Below are 23,502 nucleotides of genomic sequence, written 5' to 3'. Positions count from 1 at the left end.
GGCAAGGCCTTGACAGGCATGGGCTTGAGAACCTGCCCTCCAATGCGCCGCGCCTGGCGCGCGCCCCAAGGTCGGGATGGGCAGCAAGGCGCACAACGCGGCCAACATCTGCAGCACCCAGGGTTTTCCTGAGGCGCTTTGCGCAAAAAATGGGCTGTCGCATGGATTACAACTGCTTGCACCTGGCTACAATTGCAGCCCCATGAATACCTGGGAACTGACCGCCGCAGCACGCAGCACGCAGCACGCAGCACGCAGCACGCAGCACGCAGCACGCAGCACGCAGCACGCAGCACGCAGCACGCAGCACGCAGCGATTTGATGCGCGTGCCGTAAAAGTTCCCTGCCAGGCGAAATTCTTTTCGCCTGCTTCCATCGCCATCTCTCGCCCACCCGGCCACGCCTTGCGCGTTGCCGGGTTTTTGCGTTTGGGCTTTTCCCCTCGTCATCTGCCATTGGCCTGCATGGCGCCACCCCTTGTTCCCCTTGTCCCCCCCTCACTTGCCTGAAGGAGCCACCCCATGCACCCCACCTTGCGCCAGCGCGCCCTGCGCTGGCTGAACACCGCCGCGCTGGGCGCGGCCCTGGCCCTGCCGCTGGCGGCCCAGGCCGCGCCCGTGCAGATTGACTTTTTCTTTGATCTGGACGGCTCCGCCGCCACCGGCTGCCACACCGTGGCCGCCGGCCAGGCCATCAATGGCTTCGAGCGCCAGGTGCGCATTGCCTTTGACGACGCCAGCCTGGCCGTCACCCAGGCCCAAAGCGCCGAATGCAGCGGCGGCGCGCTGCAAGCGCCCGCGCCCTTTGCCACCAGCGGCTGGGCCGTGGCCCCCGATCCGCAGGATGCGCAGCAACTCATCCTCACCGGCACGCTGCCTGCGGCGCTGTTCCCCAGCGCGCCGCAGGGGGTGATGCTCACCTCCACCGTCAGCGGCAACGTGCTCAGCGTGCTGGGCGGCAGCCTGGGCGGGCTGCTGGGCAGCGGCAGCCCCGGCGGCGTGCAGCCCGTGCCCACGCTGGGCGGCACGGCCTGGTTGCTGCTGGCCCTGGGCCTGGCCGCGCTGGCCTGGCGCGGCCGCCAGGGCATGCACATGAACGGGCGCATAAATGGGCCGGGCATGGGCGGCAGCGCTCCGCTGGGCCTGCTGGGCGCCATCGCGCTGGGCGCGCTGGGCCTGGGCGCGCCCCCGCCCGCCCATGCGGGCAGCGCCGTCATCGCCCAGCCGCCGGGCACTGCCGCCGCCCCCGGCCAGATCGTGCGGGCCGAGTTCACGCAAACCGCCCCCGGCGCAGGCGTGCAGGTGCGCATCACCGTGCGCAAGACGGGCGCGGCCAGCCCCGCCAAGCTGCCCCACACCGGCATCACCGGCCAGCAGTGCTACCGGGCCGGCAGCAACGACCTGGTGGCCTGCGACAGCCCCGAGGCCATTGCCCTGAGCGGCGCGGAAAAGCAAGACGGCATGCGCCGCCACATCAACGCCATGAGCTATGCCCACGTACCCAAGCCCGGCGGCGGCCATTACGACAAGACCGAATGCGTCAAGGACAACACCACCGGCCTGATCTGGGAAGGCAAGCTCAACCAAAGCGGGCACTTGCGGCATTACGCAAACCGCTACACCAACCTGGACAACAACCAGCCGGGCGATGCCAGCGCCTACGTGGCGGCAGTCAACGCCCAGGGCCTGTGCGGCTTCAACGACTGGCGCCTGCCCACCGTGCGGGAGCTGCAAAGCCTGGTGGACTACAGCAAATCTTTTGCTGGCCCAACAATTGATTCTCAATGGTTTATTAATTCTACGAACGGATGGTTTTGGACTGGTTCTATTTTTGCTGAAGATGTGAGTTATATGTGGACTGTAGATTTCTTTTATGGACGCGTTGGTAGTTTTAGTTCGGGTTCCCGTGTGCGTCAAAATTACGTTCGCCTGGTGCGCCGTACCTCATGATTTTAATAAGTAGGAGAATATTATGGCTTCTGAAAAAAATCACCGCAATCTTCTTTTTAAAAATGATGGGGAATTTATGAGAAAATTATTTTCCGCCTCTAGCGGGCACTTAACTATGGTTGCATTGATAGCAATTTTTGCTGCCACTCCAGTATTCAGCGCTTGCCCAAGCGATACATTTAATCGCTTTATTCCTAATGAGGCAGAGGTGACAGACACCGGAACCGGCTTGATTTGGGGGCGGTGCGCCGTAGGACAGGTTTGGAACGGCACAACCTGTACTGGAGTCCCAAATTTGATGACCCACGATGAAGCTCTTCAATATGCAAAAAATCTAGCCAATCAATGGCGCTTGCCGAATATAAAGGAGCTTAGCTCCTTGGTGGATGAGGGTTGCTCTTTTCCATCCATTAATAAAAATATTTTTCCTCAAACGCCGCCAATTGAATTCTGGTCTTCAACTCCTGGTAACTTCGGTTATTCTGAGCTTGCTTGGTATGTAAATTTTGAGTATGGAAATGCAAGTGGTGACGAGCGTAGCATAAAAACGGCGGTGCGCTTAGTGCGATCTGGCCCGTAGAATCTTCAATTTCGGTTGCTTGTGGCGCTGTGCTTTTATGGTCGGGCGCTAAATTGCAAATAAATTTTATGTAACAGAACGCTACGATGGTTTGGATTGGGCTTTATTGACAGCACTTTGCGGGCAGCGAAGGGCATGTGGCTGGCCTTGGAACCTGCTCAAGCCCCTGCGGTCAGCTTTTACCCAAGCCGGGCCAGCAGTTGCTCGATCACCTCGCTGGCTTGCGGCTGCCGCAGCGCCCGGACTTCGCGCAGTTCTGGCGCATTGCCTTCGCCCAGCTCGAATTTGGCGACCGATACCGGGCCATCCTTGCGGTAGTCCTCAGCGGTTTCGCTGCTTGCAAAGCGTTGGTGCAGGATGGCCAGCGCAGCGTCGATGACGGCGCGGTGCCGGCCGCCGCGTGCGTTGCGAAAGGCCAGGGCCACGTACGCTGTCTATGCCACCGTGGTGCGTGTTCGAGGCAGTAGATGAGGTCGTGTACGTGCTGCAGAAGAAATCGGCGGCAGGTGGGGTGGCGCTGCTGGGCGGGGCGGTGGTGCTGTTTTTCACGCTGGCCCTGATGGCCATGGCGCTGAGCCTCTGGGAGGTGCGCATCGCGGTGGAGGGCGAGCGCATGAACTTCCAGATGGAAAAGGTCTTCATCAAGCTGTTTGTGGTGATTGTGGGCTGGTGCCTGCTGTTTGTGCTGGTGTCCTGCATCAGCAAGGTGTTTACCGAGGGCAAGCAGTTGACGAATGAATCGGGGCACTTCAATTTCACCCAGAATGGCCTGGCGTTTGGGCTGGTTTACATCGTGGGGATTTTGTATTTTGTTGCCATCGAGAACAGGGATGTGCTCAAGGATTTTTTGGTCATCAATGGCAGTTCGTTTTTTGGGTTTTTCCCGATTTTGGTGAGCGGCCAGGCAGTGGCGGTGTTTTTTGTGGTCAAGATGAATTTCGACCATCTGTCCCGGGAAATCAAAGGGAAGATGGATTCCTACAAGGCCCATGGAATTTACAGAGAGATTTCCGTTCACCTCTGGGTGCTGATGATCGGCTATGGCTTTGCCTTGATTTTCATGAATGCCTGACTGTTTACGGAGTTCGTCGATCCGCCGCCGGCGTTCATGAAGCGTTACGCGGCAAATCCCAAGGCCGCGCGCTGGCAAGCGGAGGGGGTTTGCGCCGAGCCGCAAGCGGGCTACCCCGCGTGCTGCAATTGCTGCGCCCCATCGGGGGCGTGCCTGCCGGGACTGCTGCCGCGCTGAGCGCCCGGCGGGCCACCCGCGCCAAGATTGGGCGCAGGTTGAGCCATCGCCTTTTGGGTGCGGCGGCTCGCAGCCCAAACCACTTTGCGCACATCACGCAGCCGGGCTGTTTGACCCAGCGGGGCTTTGCAATGCAGCAGATCGCCACAATCCGCTGGGTTGCTCACTGTGCAGAACTTTTGAGCAGGTTCTGAAAAGAATGGTGGCTCAAGCCTTGAACACTTCCAGCAGACGCTCCAGCCCGCCCTGGTTGATGGCAACCTTGGCCTGGGCGCGCACGCGCGGCTTGGCGTGGAAGGCCACCGACAGGCCCACGGCCTGCATCATCGGGATGTCGTTGGCGCCGTCGCCCACGGCGATGACCTGCTCGGGCGAGATTCCCATCAGCGAGGCCAGGTCCAGCACGGCGCGGCGCTTTTCATCTCCGTCGCAAATATCGCCCCAGGATTGGTCCAGCATGCGGCCGGTGAGCACGCCATCCTGTACCTCCAACTGATTGGAGCGCGCAAAGTCCAACGCCAGGCGCTGCTTGATGCGGTCGGTGAAGAAGGTAAAGCCCCCGGAGACCAGCATGGTCTTGAGGCCGGCGCGCTGGCAGGCCTGCACCAGCTGCTCTGCGCCGGGGGTCAGGGCCACGCGCTCGGCATAGACCTGCTCAAGCTGCGCCAGCGTCACGCCCTGCAGCAGCGCCACGCGCTGGCGCAGGCTTTCCTTGTAGTCGGTGATGATGCCTTGCATGGCCGCCTCGGTGATGGCGGCCACTTCGGCCTTCTTGCCCACCACGTCGGCAATCTCGTCCACGCATTCGGAGGTCACCAGCGTGGAGTCCATGTCGAAGGCGATGAGGCGAAAGTCTTGCAGCGCCAGCGGCGGCTTGATGCCCTGGATTTCCAGGCCAGGGGCCCATTCTTGTTTGCTCATGGGGTGCTCGATCGTTGGATTGGGGTCGCAAAGGGATGGGCCGCAGGCTCAGGCGTGGCTGCAGGCGCAGGCGCTGCGGGCTTGGGGATCACAAATTGCACAGGCAGACCGACGCGGCCGGCCTCGGGCTTGCCATTGCGCGTGCCCGGTTGCAGGCGGGCCTTGCCAGCCGCTTCCAGGGCTGCGGCATCCAGCTCGGGATGGCCGCTGCTTTGCTGGATGTGCGCCTGCAGCACCTGGCCTTGCGCGTCGTAATGCAGCTCGACCACGGCCTTGCCCTCCAGCCCCTGCCGCAGGGCCTTGGCGGGGTAAGCCACGGTCAGCGCGTACATCAGGCTCGGCGGGGTGACGACATCGGGCTTGGAGGCGCAACCGGCCAACACAGCCAAGGCCAGGGCTGCCGCACAGCCCGCGCGGCACAGTGAGGGCAAAGGCGAGGTCAGCATGGCAGGGCACATCCTCAAGCAGTGAAAACGCCAGCAGGCCAGGCGGGCCAGTTAAGCCCTGTTGCCTGGCCCGCGCGCATGGGCATGCGGGACATCACTCAATGGCCTTGGTGATGTCCTCCACCACCTTCTTGGCATCGCCAAAGACCATCATGGTCTTGTCCATGTAGAACAGTTCGTTGTCCAGCCCGGCGTAGCCGGCGGCCATGGAGCGCTTGTTGACGATGACGGTCTTGGCCTTGTAGGCCTCCAGAATGGGCATGCCGTAGATCGGGCTGCCTTTTTGCAGCGCCACGGGGTTGACCACGTCATTGGCGCCCAGCACGATGGCCACGTCCACCTGGCCGAACTCGCCGTTGATGTCTTCCATCTCGAACACCTGGTCGTAAGGCACCTCGGCCTCGGCCAGCAGCACGTTCATGTGGCCGGGCATGCGGCCTGCCACGGGGTGGATGGCGTACTTCACGTCGATGCCTTTTTCCGTCAGCTTGGCCGCCAGCTCCTTGACGGCATGCTGCGCGCGCGCCACGGCCAGGCCGTAGCCGGGCACGATGACCACGCTGTCGGCATTGCCCAGCACGAAGGCCGCATCGTCGGCGCTGCCGCTCTTGACGCTGCGCTGCTCCTGCTCGCCGCCAGCGGCTGCGGCCGCATCGCCGCCAAAGCCGCCCAGGATGACGTTGAAGAACGAGCGGTTCATGGCCTTGCACATGATGTAGCTGAGGATGGCGCCCGAGCTGCCCACCAGCGAGCCGGCGATGATGAGCATGCTGTTGTTGAGCGAGAAGCCAATGCCTGCTGCGGCCCAGCCCGAGTAGCTGTTGAGCATGGACACCACCACAGGCATGTCTGCCCCGCCGATGGGGATGATGAGCAGCACGCCCAGCGCAAAGCCCAGCGCGATCACCATGGTCATGGAGAACCAGCCCTGGCCGCCCCAGAACGTCAGCACGAAGATCAGCGCCAGCAGGCCCAGCGCCAGGTTCAGCCAATGCTGGCCGGAAAACACCACCGGCTTGCCCTGGAACAGGCGGAACTTGTACTTGCCCGAGAGCTTGCCAAAGGCAATGACCGAGCCGGTGAAGGTGATGGCCCCGATGAAGGCGCCCAGCGCCAGCTCGATGCGGTTGCCGCCCGGAATGGGCTGGCCTTTGGCGCTGATGCCGAAAGCCCAGGGCTCAGCCACGGCGGCCACGGCGATAAAGACCGCGGCCAGGCCAATCATGCTGTGCATGAAGGCCACCAACTCGGGCATCTTCGTCATTTCCACACGCTTGGCCATGATGGCGCCGGCCGTGCCACCGGCCAGCAGGCCCAGGATGACCCAGCCCAAGCCGCCCGCGCCGCCGAGCTTGATGATCAGCCCAGCCGTGGTCAGCACGGCAATGAGCATGCCGGTCATGCCGAAGATATTGCCTCGGATCGAGGTGGTCGGGTGCGACAGGCCCTTGAGCGCCTGAATGAAGCAGACGCTGGCCAGCAGATACAGCAGGGTGACCAGATTCATGCCGCGCCCCCTTTCTTGGCCTCGGCAGCGGGCTTGCGCTCCTTCTTCTTGAACATCTCCAGCATGCGGCGCGTGACCAGGAAACCGCCAAAGACGTTCACGGCTGCCAGCGCCACGGCCAGCACGCCCATGAGCTTGGCAAAGCCGCCCTCGGTGAGCGCGGCAGCCAGCATGGCGCCGACGATGACGATGGCGGAAATGGCGTTGGTCACCGCCATCAGCGGCGTGTGCAGCGCGGGGGTGACGTTCCAGACCACGTGGTAGCCCACGTAAATGGCCAGCACGAAGATGATCAGATTGGTCACGATCGGGGATACGAAATCCATGCCTTCTCTCCTTGACTCGGTGGGTTCATGCAAAGCGGGGCGGCGGGCCTCAGCGCCGCAGCAGCTGGCCATCGCGCGCCACCAGGCAGGCGGCGACGATGTCGTCTTCGGTGTCGATCTTCAGGCCCTCGTCCTTGGGCAGGATGAGCTTGAGGAAGTCGAGCACGTTGCGCGCATACAGCTGCGAGGCGTCAGCGGCCACCAGCGCCGGCAGATTGGTCTGGCCGATGATGGTCACGCCGTGGCGCACCACGGTGGCGTCGGCCTGCGTCAGCGGGCAGTTGCCGCCCACGCCGCCCTCGCCACGGCCGGCGGCGATGTCCACGATCACTGCGCCGGGCTTCATGGCGCGCACCATGTCCTCGGTCACCAGCGTGGGCGCGGCGCGGCCGGGGATCAAGGCCGTGGTGATGACCACGTCGGCTGCGGCCACGCGCTTGGCCACCTCGGCCTTCTGGCGCTCCAGCCAGCTCGCCGGCATGGGCCGGGCGTAACCGCCCACGCCTTCGGCGGCCTCGCGCTCCTCATCGGTCTCATAGGGCACGTCGATGAACTTCGCGCCCAGCGACTCGACCTGCTCCTTCACGCTGGGGCGAACGTCGCTGGCCTCGATCGTGGCGCCCAGGCGCTTGGCCGTGGCAATGGCTTGCAGCCCAGCCACGCCCACGCCCAATACCACCACCTTGGCGGCCTTGACGGTGCCAGCGGCCGTCATCAGCATGGGGAAGAAGCGCGGATAGGCATCGGCGGCCATGATCACCGCCTTGTAGCCAGCGATGTTGGCCTGCGAGGACAGCACGTCCATGCTTTGCGCGCGCGTGGTGCGCGGCGCGGCCTCCAGCGCGAAGGCCGTCAGCCGCGCATCGGCCAGGGCCTGCAGGCCCTGCGCATCGAAGGGGTTGAGCATGCCCACCAGCACCGCGCCGGGCTGCAGCGCGGGCAGCTCCTGCGCCGAGGGTGCGCGCACCTTCAGCACCAGCTCGGCCCCCAAGGCCGCAGCGGCATCAACGATTTGCGCGCCGGCTGCGCGGTAGGCCTCGTCCGTGGCCGCCGCGGCCAGGCCAGCCTCCGATTGCACCAGCACCTCGTGGCCTTGCGCCACGAGCTTCTTGACCGTCTCGGGCGTGGCTGCCACCCGGGTCTCGCCCGCGGCCGTCTCCAGGGGTACACCAATGCGCATGCATGCCTCCTTCCAGGGTTGAATCACAGCATGCGCAAGTGTAGAGGGCTTTGAGGGCCGCGCCGCGCAGAACGCGGCACGATCGGCGCAAGGCCTGTCGCGTGGGTTAGAGCGTGTTATGCACTATGCAAGGCTTGGCGCTCGGCACAGCGCCGCAATCCGCGCGGCAGCAGACCGCTCAATCCTGGCAATGAGCGCGGGGCGCGTTTTTTTGAGGGCAGTCTCTCAAGTCTGCGCGCGCAACTGCTGCAGCTTGTGCTCGACCTCCCGAGCGTCGGGGGCCTGCGGGTTGTGCTCCAGATAGGCCTGCAGATCGGCAATGGCTGGCTGTGACTGGCCCAGCGCATCGTAGGCCCAGCCGCGGTCGCGCAGCTCGCCCCAGTCCTGCGGCAGCAGCACGACCAGGCGCTGCTGCACAGCCAGCGCACGCTGGGCGTCGCCTTGAACGCGGAAGATCTCCTTGAGGTTGCGCAGCATGCGCGCAATCGTCTCGCGCGGCGAGGCGCTTTGCAGAAACAGGCCCAGCGGCAAGGTTTCGTCGTTGTAAAGCGTGAGCCTGGGGAGCTGCCCCTGCAGCTGCTGCGCCAAGTCCTCACTGGAGAAAGACCGGCCCGTGAGCGGATCCAGAATCACCTGCCCCTGCGGCAGCAACACTTTGAGCATGAAGTGCCCCGGGAAGGACACGCCGTGCGCATCCAGCCCCAGGCCGCGCGCCAGCTCCAGCCACAGCACGCCAATCGAGATCGGGATGCCCCGGCGCGTCTGCAGCACCTGGTGCAGGTAGCTGTTCTCCGGGTCGTAGTAGTCGTTGCGGTTGACGGCAAAGCCCAGCTCGCCATAAAAAAAGCGGTTCAGGCTCTGGATGCGCTCGAGCACCGAGCCGGCCGTGATGCCGCGCCCAGCCTGGCGCTGGCGCAGGCGCGCATGCAGGTGATCCACCTCCGAGAGCACTTGCTGCAAGTCCAGCTCCGGGTATTCGTCGTGCGCCAGACTGGCTGCCGCCTCCAGCAACGGGAAGTCCTGATCCGACTGCACCAGGCAGGCGAAGTACTCAAGCGGCGTGGGGGGAAGCAGGTTCAAGGGCGGCATGGCGTGGGCAGGCAAGACGAACCAGGGGCCAGTCAGTGTAGCAACAGCCCCTGACCTGTTGCGCCAAACCCGAGCGCAGTATTGGGTGCGAGGTTCAATCCCACTGACGCGGCCCGCGCAGCAGCGCGCGCCAGTCAAAACGACTGGCCAACAACACGCCAAAGTACACGCCCACGGCCGCCAGCAGCATCCAGCCCAGGTGCAGAATGCGCCAGCCCGGCGCGGCGCGCAGCGCCAGCCAATCCTGCGACTGCGCTGCCCACAGCAAAAACAGCGCCAGCGCAATCAAGCCCGCCAACACCTGACTGCCAAAACGCCACCAGCCCGGCGCAGGGCGATAGGCGCCACGGCGACGCAGGCCCAACAGCAGCCAAAGGGCATTGCACAGCGCCCCGATGCCGATCGACAGCGCCAGCCCGGCATGGGCCAGCACCGGCACCAGCACAGCATTGAGGCATTGCGTCAATACCAGCACCACCACCGCCACCTTGACTGGCGTGCGCATGTCCTGGCTGGCGTAGTAGCCCGGCGCCAGCACCTTCACGGCCACCAGCCCCAACAGGCCCGCGCCATAGCCCATCAGGGCCAGCGCAATCTGCCGCACATCGCCATCGCGCAGCGCGCCATAGTGGAACAGGCTGGCCACCAGCGGCGTGGCAAAACACAGCAGGCCCACAGCACAGGGCAACGCCAGCGCCACCACCATGCGCAGCCCCCAGTCGAGCATGGCCGAATACTGCGCGCCATCACCGGCGGCCTGGGCCGCAGCCAGGCGCGGCGTCAACACCACGCCCAGCGCCACGCCCAGCAAGGCCGTGGGGAACTCCATCAGGCGATCGGCATAAAACAGCCAGGTCACGCTGCCGGCCTGCAGGTAAGAGGCAATCTGCGTGTTGATCATCAGCGAAATCTGCGCCACGCCCACACCCAGCAGCGCCGGGCCCATCAGCGCCAGAATGCGCCGCACGCCGCTGTCGCGCCAGGCCTGGGCAATGCCCGCCGGGCTGAACGCCAGGCGCGGCAGCAGGCCCATGCGCAGCAAGGCCGGCACCTGGATGCCCAGCTGCAGCAGCCCACCGGCCATGACGCCTGCGGCCATGGCATAGATCGGCTCGATGCCCGCGCGCGCAAACGCTGGCGCCAGCCCCAGCGCGGCGGCGATCATGCACAGATTGAGCAACACCGGCGTGGCCGCTGGCACGGCATAGCGCTTCCAGGTATTGAGAATGCCCGCCGAAAGCGCCACCAGCGACATGCAGGCGATGTAGGGGAACATCCAGCGCGTCATGCGCACTGCGGCATCGAAGCTGCCGTCCTGCTGCAGGCCGCTGGCCAGCAGCCACACCAACAGCGGCGCGGCCAGCACGCCCAGGGCGCTGAACAGCAGCAGCACCCACAGCAGCGCCGTGGCCACCCGGTCGATCAGCTGCTGCGTGGCCGCATCGCCCTGCTGCGCGCGCGTGGCCGCCAGCACCGGCACGAAAGCCTGGCTGAAGGCCCCTTCGGCAAACAGGCGCCGGAACAAGTTGGGAATGCGAAATGCCACGTTGAAGGCATCGGTCAGGGCGTTGGCGCCAAAGACGGCGGCCATCAACAGATCGCGCACCAACCCGGTCACGCGCGAGGCCAGCGTCAGCAAGGACACCGTGGAAGCAGCTTTGAAGAGAGACACAACAGCAGCGCCCCAGCGCAGTGCGGCGCGAAAAAAGATCAAAAAAATGCCGCCTGGCAAGCGGCAGCATGCAGATGGCGATTGTAGGCAAGGCGGCCAGGCGCGCCACGCCGAGCTGCTCACCATACAGCGCCGGCCATGGCCACAAAAACGAGGGCGGCCAAGCCGCCCCCCAACATACATCGGCATCACCGGCCGGTTCGCACCAAGCGCACCGCGCCACGGAAGTTCTGGTAGTAGTAATCGGCAAAGCCGCCCTCGGAAAAGCCCACGATCCAGGCATCGGCAGAGCTGCCTGCATAGGGCGTCCTCGTCCAATACCAGGTGCCGGGCGTGTTCGGGAAGGTGTCAGTGTCAATGGCAGGGTTTGTGCAGTCTCGATTCACCAACGTCTGCAGCTCTTTGAGGCTGGGCAAGCGCCCATCTGGCTGCCCTTCGGCATGGGCCATGGCCTCGTCGTAGGTCATCCGGCTGAAGGTGCCCACACAGGATGTGCCGCTCCAGCTCTGGCCCTCGCTGCACCGCCGCCAGACCAGGCCGGTGGCCGTGTCCCGGACTTCCGCACCGTGGCTCTCGGGCACAACCTCAAATTGCCCTGGCTTGCCATTGATGGGGCAGGTCGCCAGCGCCGGTGCGGCGGCCAGGGCCAAGGCCAGCGCCGCCATGGCTGCGCGCCCGTGCTGGCGATATCGAAGCAAAGGCTCTGTGAAGCAGGCAACGGGGGTGGTGTGCGGGTCGGGCATGGGGCGATCTCACTCTTTCAGGGGCAGTGTCTGCAAAGGCATGCCGACTCCCCAGTGTTCATGAAGTGCAGAAATGCATTCATTCAGGAACAACTGTAACCTGTGCAACAAGCTATTTCCTTGCGATGTGCATCAGGAAAACCCGCAAAGCACTGCTGCCAGCACCTATGGAACGCCAGCCAAAAGCGCCTGTTCAAGCCCCAGTTGCAGCGGCGCTCACTGCGCTGGCATGCAGGCAAATGGCCGCAGCGGTGGCGACGTTGAGTGACTCCTGCCCACCCGGCTGGGCAATGCGCAGCGGCTGGTGTGGCAGCTCTGCCAAGGCCTGCGCCACGCCCTGCCCTTCGTGGCCCAGCACCCAGGCGCAGGGCCAGGGCAACTGGGCCTGGTGCACATATTGGCCGGCGTGCGAGCTGGTCAGCAGCAGCGGCAGCTGCAACGCCTGCACCTGCTCCAGCGTGGCCTGCTCCAGCAGATGCAGGCTGAAGTGCGCGCCCATGCCAGCGCGCAACACCTTGGGCGAATACAGCGCCACCGTGCCCTCCAGCGCCAGCACCTGGCCAAAGCCGAAAGCCGCCGCGCAGCGCAAGATGGCGCCGACGTTGCCCGCATCCTGCAGGCGATCGAGCACCACCGTGGCCAGACCTGGCACGGGCTGGGCCTGGGCCTGCCAGGTCGTGACATAGGCCAGGCCGGCCGGGCTTTCCAGCCCGCTGACGTGGGCGAACAACCCGTCTTCGAGCACAAAAGCCCGCGCCTGGGTCGCACCAGGCGCGCCGCCGCTTCCTTGAAATGGCATCCATTGCGCCAGCTCGCCGGCCTCCCAGCGTGTGCGCGACAGCACCAGCGCCTGCACCGGCAGGCGCGCCTGCTGCGCCATGGCGCACAGGTGCTCGCCTTCCAGCCAAAGCTGGCCGTGCTTGCGATAGGCATTGCTCTGCTGCGCCAGACGGCGCCAGAGCTTGATCTGCGCGTTCTCGCGCGAGGCGATGAGGTTGACCGATGGGGGGCTCACTTTTTCAGCTCGCACCAAGATTCTTGAACAGGCGCGCGAATGTGAAGAGGGTAGACGGGTAGACGGAGGGCTGCGCTTGACGCTGCGCGGCCCAAAACAAAAGGGCTTGTAGATCACTCTACAAGCCCTGGAATTTGGTGGCGCATCAGGGACTCGAACCCCGGACCTGCGGATTATGATTCCGTCGCTCTAACCAACTGAGCTAATGCGCCATCAGTAAAGAAGCGAGATTATAGACACAGTTTTTGCCCCGCACGGGCAAGCTGCAAGAATTTCTTGCCAAAGCATCCTGCAGTGGCCTGCAGCCCGGGGTTTTCCCACTTGAATGCGCTCTGCCGCGCTCTCTATGATCGCGGGCGACAGGCACGCCTGCCGCACACTTACTTGGCAAGGCCTTTGCCCGGCATTTTCAACACACCCACCGACAAGGAGACTTCATCCATGAGCAAGCACGACGCCCAGCCCAAGGCTGCCCCAGGCCAAGGCCCGGCCGATTACTGGGCGCAGCTGCAGCAGTTTCAGCAGGCCGCGCTCGGCCAATGGATGCAATGGACGCAGCAGGCCATGCAAGCGCCGCTGGCCGCCGCAGCCAGTGCCAGCCAGCAGCCTGACACAACCGGCAAGGGCGCCAAACCAACCAAGGCCGCGCAGCCTAAACAAGTCGGGCAAGAGGCCCCGGCCCAGGCAGCGCCTTTTACGCCCGAGGCCATGATGGGCATGCTGGGCAGCCCTATGGGCTTTCTGGCCCCGTTCATGCCAACCCAGTCAAGCGGCAATGCTGGCGCTGCCGCGCCGCTGGCCGGGCTGTTCATCGCCCCGCAAAAGCTGCAGACGCTGCAACAGGAATATCTGGCGCAGATCTCGCAGCTGGCGCAGAGCGAGACCAAGGATTTGGGCGAGGTGCTGCGCTCGGATCGGCGCTTTTCCAGCCAGGCCTGGCTGGAAAATGGCCCGGCTGCCATGACGGCCGCGCTCTACCAGATCAATTCCAGCGCCTTGCAAAAGCTGGTGGAGATCACCGAGACCGACCCCAAAACCCGCGCCCGCCTGCAGTTCGCCGTCGACCAGTGGCTGGCTGCAGCCGCGCCGACCAACTTCATGGCGCTGAACCCGGACGCCCAGGTCAAGGCCCTGAGCAGCAAGGGCGAGAGCATCTCCAAGGGCCTGATGAACATGTGGGAGGACATCCAGCGCGGCCACATCTCGATGACCGACGAGGCACAGTTCGAGGTCGGCCGCAACATCGCCATCACCCCCGGCTCGGTGGTGTTTCAGAACGAGTTCTTCCAGCTCATCGAGTACACGCCCACCACGGCCAAGGTGCATGAGCGCCCTTTCCTGCTGGTGCCGCCGTGCATCAACAAGTACTACATCCTGGATTTGCAGCCGGGCAATTCCTTCATCGAATACGCCGTTTCCCAGGGGCATCGCTGCTTCGTCGTCAGCTGGCGCAACCCCGACCAGAGCATGGACACCAAGACCTGGGACGACTACATCGAGCATGCGGCCATGCGCGCCATCCAGGCAGTGCAGGACATCACCGGCGCCGAGACCATCAACGCGCTGGGCTTTTGCGTCGGCGGCACCATCCTGACCACGGCGCTGGCCGTGCTGGCCGCGCGCGGCCAGCACCCGGTGCACAGCGCCACGCTGCTGACCACGCTGGTGGACTTCAGCGAAACGGGCATCCTGGACATCTTCATCGACGAGAACGTCGTGCAGTTCCGTGAAATGCAAATGGGCCAGCGCGGCCTGATGCGCGGCCAGGATCTGGCCACCACCTTCAGCTTTCTGCGCCCCAACGAACTGGTGTGGAACTACGTGGTGGGCAACTACCTCAAGGGCGAGACCCCGCCGCCGTTCGACCTGCTGTACTGGAACAGCGACGGCACCAACCTGCCCGGCCCGTTCTACGCCTGGTACCTGCGCAACACCTATCTGGAAAACCGCCTGGTGCAGCCCGGCCAGGCCATGGTCTGCGGCGAAGCCATCGACCTGAGCAAGATCAAGGCCTCGATGTACATCTACGGCTCACGCGAGGACCACATCGTGCCCATCCGCGGCGCCTACGCCAGCACCCAGGTGTTCAGCGGGCCCAAGCGCTTCGTCATGGGCGCCTCGGGCCACATCGCCGGGGTCATCAACCCGCCGGCGCGCGGCAAGCGCAGCTACTGGAAGAGCGAAAGCGGCCAATACCCCGAGGACTGGAGCCAGTGGCTGGAGACGGCCGAGCAGCAACCCGGCAGCTGGTGGCCGGACTGGGCGCAATGGCTGGCCGAGCACGCCGGCAAGCAGATCCCAGCGCCGAAAAAACCGGGCAAAGGCAGCGCCTACAAGGTGCTGGAGCCCGCCCCCGGCAGCTACGTCAAGCAGCGCGCATGAAAACTTGAATCATTGCTGCAGCCCTGCCCTGCTCACAGCAACGCCTGCCCTTGACCGGGCAGGCGTTTTTTGTTTTTTTGTAGCGCCCAGCGGCTTTTTTGGTGATGGCGCGCAGAGCGCCTTGCACTGCCTGACCTGCCTATTGCCTGGCTACTTGCCGGGCCGGGGCGGCAGGCCGGTGTGCTGGGTCAGCAGCCGGCCGGGCTGGGGCGCACTGCCGCGCTGCGCCTGGGGCTTGCGGGCGCTGGCGCGGCCGGGCCGGGCCTTGGGGCCTGGCTTGGTGGCGCTGCCCGAGCCAGCATCGGCGCGGCGCGGTTGCAGCGCTTGCTTGGGGGTGGAGTTGCTGCGCCGCGCGCTTTGGTAGCTGCCGTCGGTCAGCGGTTGCCAGGTGGGGATGAGGTGCTGCTTGCCATTGCCGATCAAGTCGGCGCGGCCCATGTCCTTGAGGGCTTGGCGCAGCAGCGGCCAGTTGTTTGGGTCGTGCCAGCGCAAAAAGGCCTTGTGCAGGCGGCGGCGCTTCTCGCCACGCACGATGTCCACCTGCTCCTCGCTCTTGTCCTGCATCCAGCGGCGCACGCGCTTGAGCGGGTTGCGCCCGGAGTGGTACATGGCCGTGGCTGTGGCCATGGGGCTGGGGTAGAAGGTCTGCACCTGGTCGGCGCGAAAACCGTTTTTCTTCAACCACAGCGCCAGGTTCATCATGTCCTCGTCGCTGGTGCCCGGGTGCGCGGCGATGAAGTAGGGGATGAGGTACTGCTTCTTGCCGGCCTCGGCGCTGTAGCGCTCGAACATCTGCTTGAAGCGGTCGTAGGTGCCGATGCCAGGCTTCATCATCTTCGACAGCGGGCCGGCTTCGGTGTGCTCGGGCGCGATTTTCAAATAGCCGCCCACATGGTGCTGCACCAGCTCCTTGACGTATTCGGGCGATTGCACGGCCAGGTCGTAGCGCAGGCCCGAGCCGATGAGGATCTTCTTGATGCCCTTGAGGCCACGCGCGCGGCGATAGATGCGGATCAGCGGGCCGTGGTCGGTGTGCAAATTGGGGCAGATGCCGGGGTAAACGCAGCTGGGCTTGCGGCAGGCAGCCTCGATTTCGGGCGAGCGACAGCCCAGGCGGTACATGTTGGCCGTGGGCCCGCCCAGGTCGGAGATGACGCCGGTAAAGCCCTGAACCTTGTCGCGGATCTCCTCGATCTCGCCAATGATGGAGTCTTCCGAGCGGCTTTGGATGATGCGGCCTTCATGCTCGGTGATGGAGCAGAAGGTGCAGCCGCCAAAACAACCGCGCATGATGTTCACCGAGGTGCGAATCATCTCCCAGGCCGGGATCTTGGTCACGCCGTCGTGGCTGCCCTGTTCATCGGCATAGCGCGGGTGCGGGCTGCGCGCGTAGGGCAGGCCGAAGACGTGGTCCATCTCGGCCGTGGTCAGCGGGATGGGCGGCGGGTTGAGCCACACGTCGCGCGCGGCCGCGCCTTCGCCGTGGCGCTGCACCAGGGCGCGGGCGTTGCCAGGGTTGGTCTCCAGGTGCAGCACGCGGTTGGCGTGGGCGTAGAGCACCGGGTCGGCCTTGACCTGCTCGTAGCTGGGCAGGCGAATGACGGTGTGTTCGCGCGGCGGCAGGGCGCGGGAGTTCTTGCGCCCGGCCAACGCCGGGTTGGGCATGAATTGCACGGGCCGCACATCCGCCTGGTCGCTGCCGGCCTGGCCGGCGCTGCCCTGCCCCTCGCCCGGGTGGCCGGGCTGGGCATCGCTTGGGGCATATTGGCCGTTCTGGCACGCCTGGCCAGCCTTGGCGGCCTGCTCGCCCACAGTCAGATAGGGGTTGATGTGCGGCTCCACCGGGCCGGGGCTGTCCACATCGGTGGAGTCCAGCTCCCACCACTGCTTGCCTTCATCCTGCGCGCGGCGCACGAAGGCCGTGCCGCGCACGTCGGTGATCTGCGCCACTGGCTCGCGCCGCGCCAGGCGGTGCGCCACTTCCACCAGCGCGCGCTCGGCGTTGCCGTACAGCAGCAGGTCGCACTTGCTGTCCACCACGATGGAGCGGCGCACCTTGTCGCTCCAGTAATCGTAGTGGGCGATGCGGCGCAGGCTGCCCTCGATGCCGCCCAGGATGATGGGCACGTCCTTGTAGGCCTCGCGGCAGCGCTGGCTATAGACGATGGCGGCGCGGTCGGGCCGCTTGCCGCCCACGTTGCCGGGGGTGTAGGCGTCGTCGCTGCGGATTTTGCGATCGGCCGTGTAGCGGTTGATCATCGAATCCATATTGCCTGCCGTCACGCCCCAGAACAGGTTGGGCCGGCCCAGCGCCTTGAAGGGCTCGGCGCTGTGCCAGTCGGGCTGGGCGATGATGCCCACGCGAAAGCCCTGCGCCTCCAGCACGCGGCCGATCACGGCCATGCCAAAGCTGGGGTGGTCCACGTAGGCGTCGCCCGTCACCAGGATGATGTCGCAGCTGTCCCAGCCCAGCTGCTCCATCTCGGCGCGGCTCATGGGCAGGAAAGGCGCGGTGCCAAAGCGCTTGGCCCAATAGGGCTTGTAGGCGCTCAATGGCTTGGCATGGCGCGGGAAAAAGGAAACATCGATGGGGGCATTCATGGGGCGGGCCCAGCGGCTGGCTGAAGGCGTTGGTCTGGATGGCCTGTGCGCAGGCGTCAAGCAAGGCCGTGATGGTAGCGCGGTGCGGCCCAATGGGTGCAAGGCCAGGCCAGTCAGCCCTGCTGGACCAGGGCCATGCCAGCCTGCGCCAGCGCCCAGGCCGCGTGCTCGCGCACCAGGGCGTCGCTGGCCGGATCCTGCACCATGCGCTGTAAATGCTGGCACAACAGACGGGCCTGGGCCTGGGGCAGTTGCGCTGCGCGCAGCGCATTGCCGCTGACCACGGCCAGGTTGCGCTGCCAGCGCGCGTAGCCAATGCGGCGGATGGGGCTGCCTTCGGTGTGCTGCAGGAACTCGGCCTCGCTCCAGCCCAGCAGGCTCAGCAGATCGCCTTGCTGCAGCGCCGGGCGCGCGGCAAAGTCGGCCAACACGCTGGGCTGGGCGAACTTGTTCCACGGGCAGGCCAGTTGGCAATCGTCGCAGCCGTACAAGCGGTTGCCCATGGCCGGGCGCAGCGGCTCGGGGATGGGGCCCGGGTGCTCGATGGTCAGGTAGGAGATGCAGCGCCGCGCATCGACCTGGCCCGGAGCAACGATGGCCTGGGTCGGGCAGATGTCCATGCAGGCGCGGCAGGCGCCGCAGTGTGCGCTGGTAGCCGGCGTGGGCGGCAGGGCCAGATCCAGGAAGATCTCGCCCAGAAAGAACATCGAGCCGGCCTGGCGCGAGAGCAGCAGCGTGTGCTTGCCGCGCCAGCCCAGGCCACTGCGCCTGGCCAACTCAGCCTCCAGCACCGGCGCCGAATCGGTGAACACCCGGTGCCCCAACGGGCCCACCGCCTGGGCAATGCGCTCGGCCAGTTTTTGCAGGCGCTGGCGCAGCACCTTGTGGTAGTCGCGGCCGCGCGCGTAAAGCGACACCATGGCCTGCCCTGGCTGCTGCAGGCGCGCCAACTCCAGCGCCTGCCAGCCCGGCGGCGTGCCAGGCGCCAAGTAATCCATACGGGCGGTGACGATGCTCAGCGTGCCAGGCACCAGCTCCGCCGGCCGCGCACGCTTGAGGCCGTGGCGCTCCATATAGTGCATCTCGCCATGAAAGCCCTGTGCCAGCCAGGCCAGCAGCCCGGGCTCGGCATCCGAGAGGTCGATGCCGGCCACACCGATCTGCGAGAATCCCAGCTCCCGCGCCCAGTGGCGGATCTGCTGCACAAGTTCATGCTCTGCTGCCATGCGGAAAATTGTAGGCAATGCCTGGGGGCGCCCCGCCCGCTCATTGCCCGCCCGATCGCACCTGCCCGCCTGCACCTCCATGCCCGCCAGCGTCCCAACCACTGCAGCCCTGCCCGCCTCCGAACAGCCGCCCACTGCCACCGCGCTGGCCCAAGCCAGCATTGCACTGGCCGACGAGACCGCCACCGAACGCCTGGCCCAAGCCCTGGCCGCGCAGGGCCAGGCGCTGGCGCAAGTCAGCATCCACCTCTATGGCGCGCTGGGCGCGGGCAAGACCAGTTGGGTGCGCCACCTGCTGCGTGCGCTGGGCGTGCGAGGCCGCATCAAAAGCCCGACCTACGCGCTGCTGGAGAGCTACGCCCTCGATCACCCCCCTGAGCAGGTGCATCATTTCGACCTGTATCGCCTCGAAACCCCGCAGGAATGGCTGGACTCGGGCTTGCTGGAAACCGTGCAAGGCGCCGGGCTGAAACTGATCGAGTGGCCGCAAAAGGCTGGCGACGCACTGCCGCTGCCCGACTTGGCACTGCATCTGCAATTCGTGCCGCAGCAGCCACAGCAGCGGCAACTGGCGCTACTGGCCTACAGCCCAGCCGGCCAGGCATTGGCGAAAAATATGCTTCAATGCGCGCTATGAGCCCACCGACCCCGCCTGCGCCCGCCGCCGCCCGCGCCGAAGCCGCCGCCACGCTCCCCCCCGCACCCAATCACGCTCAGCCGCTGGCTGCCAGCACAGCCCCCATGCCGGTTGCGCCCCAGGCGCAACCGCCTGCAGCGGCGCCACGGCGCTGGGACCGCCGCAGCCTGCTGCGCGCCGGCGCCCTGCTGTGCACACTGGGGGTGGAGCACGTGGCCTTTGCCCAGATCAGCCAGCGCCACTACCCGCAAACGGCCGCCAAGGGCAACAAAAAAGGCATCGTCGCGCTACGCATCTGGCCCGCGCCCGAGTATTCGCGCGTGACCATCGAGTCGGATCAAAAGCTCGAGGCCCAGCACGACCTGGTCGCCAACCCGCCGCGCCTGTACGTGGACATCAAGAATCTGCGCCTGGGGCCGGAGCTGCGCAACATGGAAACGCGCGTGAAGTCCGACGACCCGAACATCGCCGCCATCCGCATTGCCCAGCATTCGCCCACCGTGGTGCGCATGGTGATCGACCTCAAGCAGCGCGTGCGCCCAGAGGTGTTCACCCTCAAGCCCATTGCGCCTTATCGGCACCGGCTGGTCTTCGACCTGTACCCGCTGCAACGGGTCGATCCCATGGCCCAGCTCATCGACGAACGCCTGCGCACCCTGGCGCAAGCGCCCAGCGTTGAAGCGCCGCCAACACCTGTGATAACGCCTGCGCCAACGCCAGCCCCTACTCCGGCCCCAAAGCCAGCGCCCGGGCCAGATGCGCTGGACGAGTGGTTTGGCCAGCATGGCTCGCGCCCACCAGCGCCAGCCCCCAGGCCTGCCCCGGCCCCCGCGCCTGCGCCGCGCCCGGTGCCGCCAGCGCCCCGCCCCAGCCCTGCGCCACGCCCGCCGGCGCCGCCGCCTGTCTCCAGCCCGCCAGCCACGCGCCAGCAAACCGACCGCATTTACATCGTGGCGCTGGACCCTGGTCACGGCGGCGAAGACCCGGGCGCCATCGGCCCGGCCCGCAGCTATGAAAAACACGTCGTGCTCGCCATTGCTCTGCAGGTGCGCGAGCGCATCAACCGGCTGCGCGTCAACGGTGTGCCGCTGCAGGCCTACATGACGCGCGACCGCGATTTCTTCGTGCCGCTGGCTTCGCGCGTCGAGCGCGCGCGGCGCGTGCAGGCCGACCTGTTCGTCAGCATCCATGCCGACGCTGCGCTCAACCGGCGCGCGCGCGGCTCCAGCGTCTACGCCCTCAGCCAGCGCGGCGCCACCAGCACCGCCGCGCGCATGCTGGCCGCGCACGAAAACAAGGCCGATGCCGTAGGCGGGTTGAACATCCACTCGCGCGACCGCCAAGTACAAAGCATGTTGGCCGACATGAGCACCTCGGCACAAATCCGCGACAGCCTGGTGCTCGGGCGCTACATGGCGGCCCAGCTCGCCCAATTCGCCCACATGCACAAGCGCAGCGTCGAGCAGGCCAACTTCGCCGTGCTGCGCTCGCCCGACACGCCCAGCGTGCTGATCGAAACCGGCTTCATCAGCAACCCGGACGAGGAGCGCCTGCTCAACTCCCCGCAGTACCAGGCCCGCATTGCCGATGCCATCGCCGCCGGCGTCGTGACCTACCTGCGCAACCACCCGCCGCTGGCGCGCGTGCGCCGCCTATAGGTCCAGCACGATGTGCGCCTGAAACACCTTCGATACATTTAGTATCGATTAATTTGCTGCACTGCAGCAAAACCGCTTGCCATCCTTGCGCAGCCGCCGCATAATCACGACCATGCTGCATCGCACAATGAGTTCTCGCCCACGGTGGCCAGGCTCGCATGTGCCCACGCTTGAGGCCACACACAAGTATTCCAACGCCCAGCGTCCGTGCCAGCACCGTTCCTTATCAACCCTCGTCAACTATTCATCGGGAGAGAAAAATGGCACTGACCCCTGAGCAAATCCTGGCTGCCCACAAGGCCAACATCGAGCAGCTGTTCGGCCTGACCAACAAGGCCTTCGAAAGCGTGGAAAAGCTCATCGAGCTGAACGTCAAGGTCTCGCGCGAAGCCCTGAACGACGCCGCCAAGCACAGCCAGGCCGTGCTGTCCATCAAGGACGCTCAGGAACTGGCCGCCCTGCAGTCGAGCATCTTCCAGCCCCTGGCCGAGAAAGTCTCCAACTACAGCCGCCAGCTGTATGAAATCGCTTCGGAAAGCGGTCAGGAAATCAACCGCATGGTCGAAGAGCGCACTGCCGAAGCCCAGCAGGCCATGAACAACCTGGTCGAAAGCGCTGCCAAGAACGCCCCTGTTGGCACGGAAGCCTCCGTGGCCGTGGTGCGCAGCGCCATCTCGGCAGCCAACAACGCCTTCGAATCGGTGCAGAAAACCGTCAAGCAGGCTTCTGACGTGGCCCAGGCCAACTTCAACGCCGTGACCGAAAGCGCCACCAACGCCGCCAAGTCGGCCGCTTCGCGTCGCCGCTCGTAATCCTTTTGGTGCATGCGCTCTGGCCTCAGGCCGGGCGATCACCTACAAGTTGTCTCCTTGGATCCTTTCGAAACCATTTTCATGGATCCCTTCAGCCCGGCCCCGTGCCGGGCTTTTTTTTGCCTGAGCGTCCAGCCAGCGGCGCCTGCAGGCCGAGCCTGCATGAAAACCCGCGCTGTGGCTTTGGTTTTTCGTGTCATCATCGCAGGCTGGTCCGATGCGTATGCAGCGAATCGATGCGGGCCTGCTGCACACGCGCCGCCCATGGGGCACATCGACGGGGCCCGCGCTGTTTTTCAACCTCAAGCAAAGGAATACACAATGAGTCGTGAAGTCGTGGTCGTCAGTGCCGTGCGCACTGCCATCGGTACCTATGGCGGCAGCCTCAAGGACATGCCGCCCACCGCGCTGGGGGCGCTGGTGCTCAAGGAGTCGCTCAAGCGCGCGCAGCTCGAAGGCAAGGATGTGGGCCATGTGGTCTTTGGCCACGTCGTCAATACCGAGCCACGCGACATGTACCTCTCGCGCGTGGCCGCCATCGAAGGCGGCTGCCCGATCGAGACGCCGGCCTTCAACGTCAACCGCCTGTGTGGCTCGGGCCTGCAGGCCATTGTCTCGGCCAGCCAGAGCATTCTGCTGGGCGATGCCGACGTGGCCATTGGCGCGGGCGCCGAGAGCATGAGCCGCGCGCCCTACGCCAGCCTCAACACCCGCTGGGGCGCGCGCATGGGCGACGTGAGCCTGGTGGACATGATGGTCGGCGCGCTGCACGACCCCTTCAACACCGTCCACATGGGCGTGACGGCCGAGAACATCGCCGCCAAGTGGGGCATCAGCCGTGAGGACCAGGATCAGCTGGCGCTGGAGAGCCACCAACGCGCCGAGCGCGCCACTGCCGGCGGCTACTTCAAGGACCAGATCGTGCCCGTGAGCATCAAGACCCGCAAGGGCGAGGTGGTGTTCGATACCGACGAGCACTTCCGCGCCGGCGCCAAGCTGGAGGACTTCGGCAAGCTCAAGCCGGTGTTCGTCAAAGAAAACGGCAGCGTCACGGCCGGCAATGCCTCGGGCCTGAACGACGCCGCCGCCGCCGTGGTGCTGATGGAGGCCAAGGCCGCCCGGAGCAAGGGCCTCAAGCCCATGGCGCGCCTGGTGGCCTATGCGCACGCCGGCGTGGAGCCGCTGTACATGGGCATCGGCCCGGTGCCCGCCTCCAAGCTGGCGCTGAAAAAAGCCGGCCTGAGCATTGACGACCTGGACGTGATCGAGGCCAACGAAGCCTTTGCCGCCCAGGCCTGCGCCGTCACGCGCGACCTGGGCCTGGATCCGGCCAAGGTCAACCCCAACGGCTCGGGCATCTCGCTGGGCCACCCCATCGGCGCCACCGGCGCGCTGATCACCGTCAAGGCCCTGCACGAGCTGCAGCGCATCAACGGTCGCTATGCGCTGGTGACGATGTGCATCGGCGGCGGTCAGGGCATTGCCGCCATCTTCGAGCGCATGTGATCT

General features: G+C 65.5%; 20 protein-coding genes and 1 tRNA gene. 8 read left to right on the top strand and 13 right to left on the bottom strand.

All coding sequences use genetic code 11. The annotated features are described in order from the left end of the window. Window positions 1-521: 521 nt before the first annotated feature. Together CK620_RS01175 and CK620_RS01170 are read left to right on the top strand one after the other, a co-directional pair. On the top strand, window positions 522-1,949 hold the full coding sequence (locus tag CK620_RS01175) for an Lcl C-terminal domain-containing protein (protein ID WP_095548766.1): 1,428 nt from the start codon (window positions 522-524) through the stop codon (window positions 1,947-1,949). Window positions 1,950-1,971: 22 nt separating this feature from the next. Then, window positions 1,972-2,529, top strand: coding sequence for an Lcl C-terminal domain-containing protein (locus CK620_RS01170; RefSeq protein WP_095548765.1), 558 nt, complete (start codon window positions 1,972-1,974; stop codon window positions 2,527-2,529). 179 nt (window positions 2,530-2,708) lie between these two features. On the opposite strand, the gene CK620_RS01165 is transcribed toward CK620_RS01170, so the two are convergent. Further along, complete coding sequence (locus tag CK620_RS01165; RefSeq protein WP_095548764.1) at window positions 2,709-2,954, bottom strand: hypothetical protein; 246 nt, start codon at window positions 2,952-2,954, stop codon at window positions 2,709-2,711. A gap of 56 nt (window positions 2,955-3,010) precedes the next feature. On the opposite strand from CK620_RS01165, the gene CK620_RS01160 reads away from it, so the two are divergent. Next, the gene (locus CK620_RS01160) at window positions 3,011-3,601 is read left to right on the top strand and encodes a hypothetical protein (RefSeq protein ID WP_143325853.1); all 591 of its coding nucleotides are present in this window, start codon (window positions 3,011-3,013) and stop codon (window positions 3,599-3,601) included. Window positions 3,602-3,985: 384 nt separating this feature from the next. Here the strand turns inward: CK620_RS01160 and serB are convergent, their stop codons facing one another. The 10 genes from serB to CK620_RS01105 form a co-directional block, all read right to left on the bottom strand. Beyond that, window positions 3,986-4,699 carry a phosphoserine phosphatase SerB gene (gene serB / locus CK620_RS01150; RefSeq protein ID WP_095548761.1) on the bottom strand — a complete coding sequence of 238 codons (714 nt, stop codon included), beginning with the start codon at window positions 4,697-4,699 and terminating at the stop codon, window positions 3,986-3,988. Next, window positions 4,696-5,145 (bottom strand): energy transducer TonB, encoded by a 450-nt coding sequence (locus CK620_RS01145; RefSeq protein WP_179290534.1) that lies wholly within the window; start codon window positions 5,143-5,145, stop codon window positions 4,696-4,698. Before CK620_RS01145 ends, serB begins: the two co-directional genes overlap by 4 nt. Before the next feature lie 94 nt (window positions 5,146-5,239). Beyond that, window positions 5,240-6,652: an NAD(P)(+) transhydrogenase (Re/Si-specific) subunit beta gene (locus CK620_RS01140; RefSeq protein ID WP_095548759.1), complete on the bottom strand. Its 1,413-nt coding sequence runs from the start codon at window positions 6,650-6,652 to the stop codon at window positions 5,240-5,242. Continuing rightward, window positions 6,649-6,978 (bottom strand): NAD(P) transhydrogenase subunit alpha part 2, encoded by a 330-nt coding sequence (locus CK620_RS01135; RefSeq protein WP_095548758.1) that lies wholly within the window; start codon window positions 6,976-6,978, stop codon window positions 6,649-6,651. Before CK620_RS01135 ends, CK620_RS01140 begins: the two co-directional genes overlap by 4 nt. A gap of 49 nt (window positions 6,979-7,027) precedes the next feature. After that, a complete protein-coding gene (locus CK620_RS01130) occupies window positions 7,028-8,158 on the bottom strand; it encodes a Re/Si-specific NAD(P)(+) transhydrogenase subunit alpha (protein WP_095541153.1) in 1,131 nt (376 codons plus the stop codon). Window positions 8,159-8,383: 225 nt separating this feature from the next. Beyond that, window positions 8,384-9,247, bottom strand: coding sequence for a SirB1 family protein (locus tag CK620_RS01125; protein ID WP_095548757.1), 864 nt, complete (start codon window positions 9,245-9,247; stop codon window positions 8,384-8,386). 94 nt (window positions 9,248-9,341) lie between these two features. After that, window positions 9,342-10,919 carry a murein biosynthesis integral membrane protein MurJ gene (gene murJ / locus CK620_RS01120; protein ID WP_095549073.1) on the bottom strand — a complete coding sequence of 526 codons (1,578 nt, stop codon included), beginning with the start codon at window positions 10,917-10,919 and terminating at the stop codon, window positions 9,342-9,344. A 188-nt stretch (window positions 10,920-11,107) separates the two neighbouring features. Continuing rightward, on the bottom strand, window positions 11,108-11,662 hold the full coding sequence (locus tag CK620_RS01115; RefSeq protein WP_095548756.1) for an Lcl C-terminal domain-containing protein: 555 nt from the start codon (window positions 11,660-11,662) through the stop codon (window positions 11,108-11,110). 193 nt (window positions 11,663-11,855) lie between these two features. Then, window positions 11,856-12,677 (bottom strand): TrmH family RNA methyltransferase, encoded by an 822-nt coding sequence (locus CK620_RS01110; protein WP_095549072.1) that lies wholly within the window; start codon window positions 12,675-12,677, stop codon window positions 11,856-11,858. A gap of 135 nt (window positions 12,678-12,812) precedes the next feature. Further along, window positions 12,813-12,889: transfer RNA gene (locus CK620_RS01105), tRNA-Met, on the bottom strand. 520 nt (window positions 12,890-13,409) lie between these two features. Between CK620_RS01105 and CK620_RS01100 the strand changes: the two genes are divergently transcribed. After that, window positions 13,410-15,059, top strand: a complete 1,650-nt coding sequence (locus CK620_RS01100) for a PHA/PHB synthase family protein (protein WP_420894197.1) — start codon at window positions 13,410-13,412, stop codon at window positions 15,057-15,059. 150 nt (window positions 15,060-15,209) lie between these two features. Here the strand turns inward: CK620_RS01100 and CK620_RS01095 are convergent, their stop codons facing one another. Further along, the gene (locus CK620_RS01095) at window positions 15,210-17,660 is read right to left on the bottom strand and encodes a YgiQ family radical SAM protein (RefSeq protein ID WP_095548755.1); all 2,451 of its coding nucleotides are present in this window, start codon (window positions 17,658-17,660) and stop codon (window positions 15,210-15,212) included. A gap of 113 nt (window positions 17,661-17,773) precedes the next feature. Further along, on the bottom strand, window positions 17,774-18,886 hold the full coding sequence (gene queG / locus CK620_RS01090) for a tRNA epoxyqueuosine(34) reductase QueG (protein ID WP_179290533.1): 1,113 nt from the start codon (window positions 18,884-18,886) through the stop codon (window positions 17,774-17,776). Window positions 18,887-18,965: 79 nt separating this feature from the next. Here queG and tsaE point away from each other — a divergent pair, with 79 nt between their 5' ends. From tsaE to bktB, 4 genes are all read left to right on the top strand, one after another. Next, window positions 18,966-19,523, top strand: coding sequence for a tRNA (adenosine(37)-N6)-threonylcarbamoyltransferase complex ATPase subunit type 1 TsaE (gene tsaE, locus CK620_RS01085; RefSeq protein WP_095548754.1), 558 nt, complete (start codon window positions 18,966-18,968; stop codon window positions 19,521-19,523). A 104-nt stretch (window positions 19,524-19,627) separates the two neighbouring features. After that, complete coding sequence (locus CK620_RS01080; RefSeq protein ID WP_095549069.1) at window positions 19,628-21,181, top strand: N-acetylmuramoyl-L-alanine amidase; 1,554 nt, start codon at window positions 19,628-19,630, stop codon at window positions 21,179-21,181. Between the two features lie 260 nt (window positions 21,182-21,441). Then, window positions 21,442-21,993 carry a phasin family protein gene (locus CK620_RS01075; protein WP_095548753.1) on the top strand — a complete coding sequence of 184 codons (552 nt, stop codon included), beginning with the start codon at window positions 21,442-21,444 and terminating at the stop codon, window positions 21,991-21,993. Window positions 21,994-22,314: 321 nt separating this feature from the next. Then, window positions 22,315-23,499: a beta-ketothiolase BktB gene (gene bktB, locus CK620_RS01070; protein WP_095548752.1), complete on the top strand. Its 1,185-nt coding sequence runs from the start codon at window positions 22,315-22,317 to the stop codon at window positions 23,497-23,499. Window positions 23,500-23,502: the final 3 nt, after the last annotated feature.

The organism is Vandammella animalimorsus, assembly GCF_002285285.1.
Taxonomy (GTDB): Bacteria; Pseudomonadota; Gammaproteobacteria; order Burkholderiales; family Burkholderiaceae_C; genus Lampropedia; species Lampropedia animalimorsus.
Note: the sequence above shows the minus strand (reverse complement) of the source record. Positions and strands in the feature narration are given on the sequence as shown.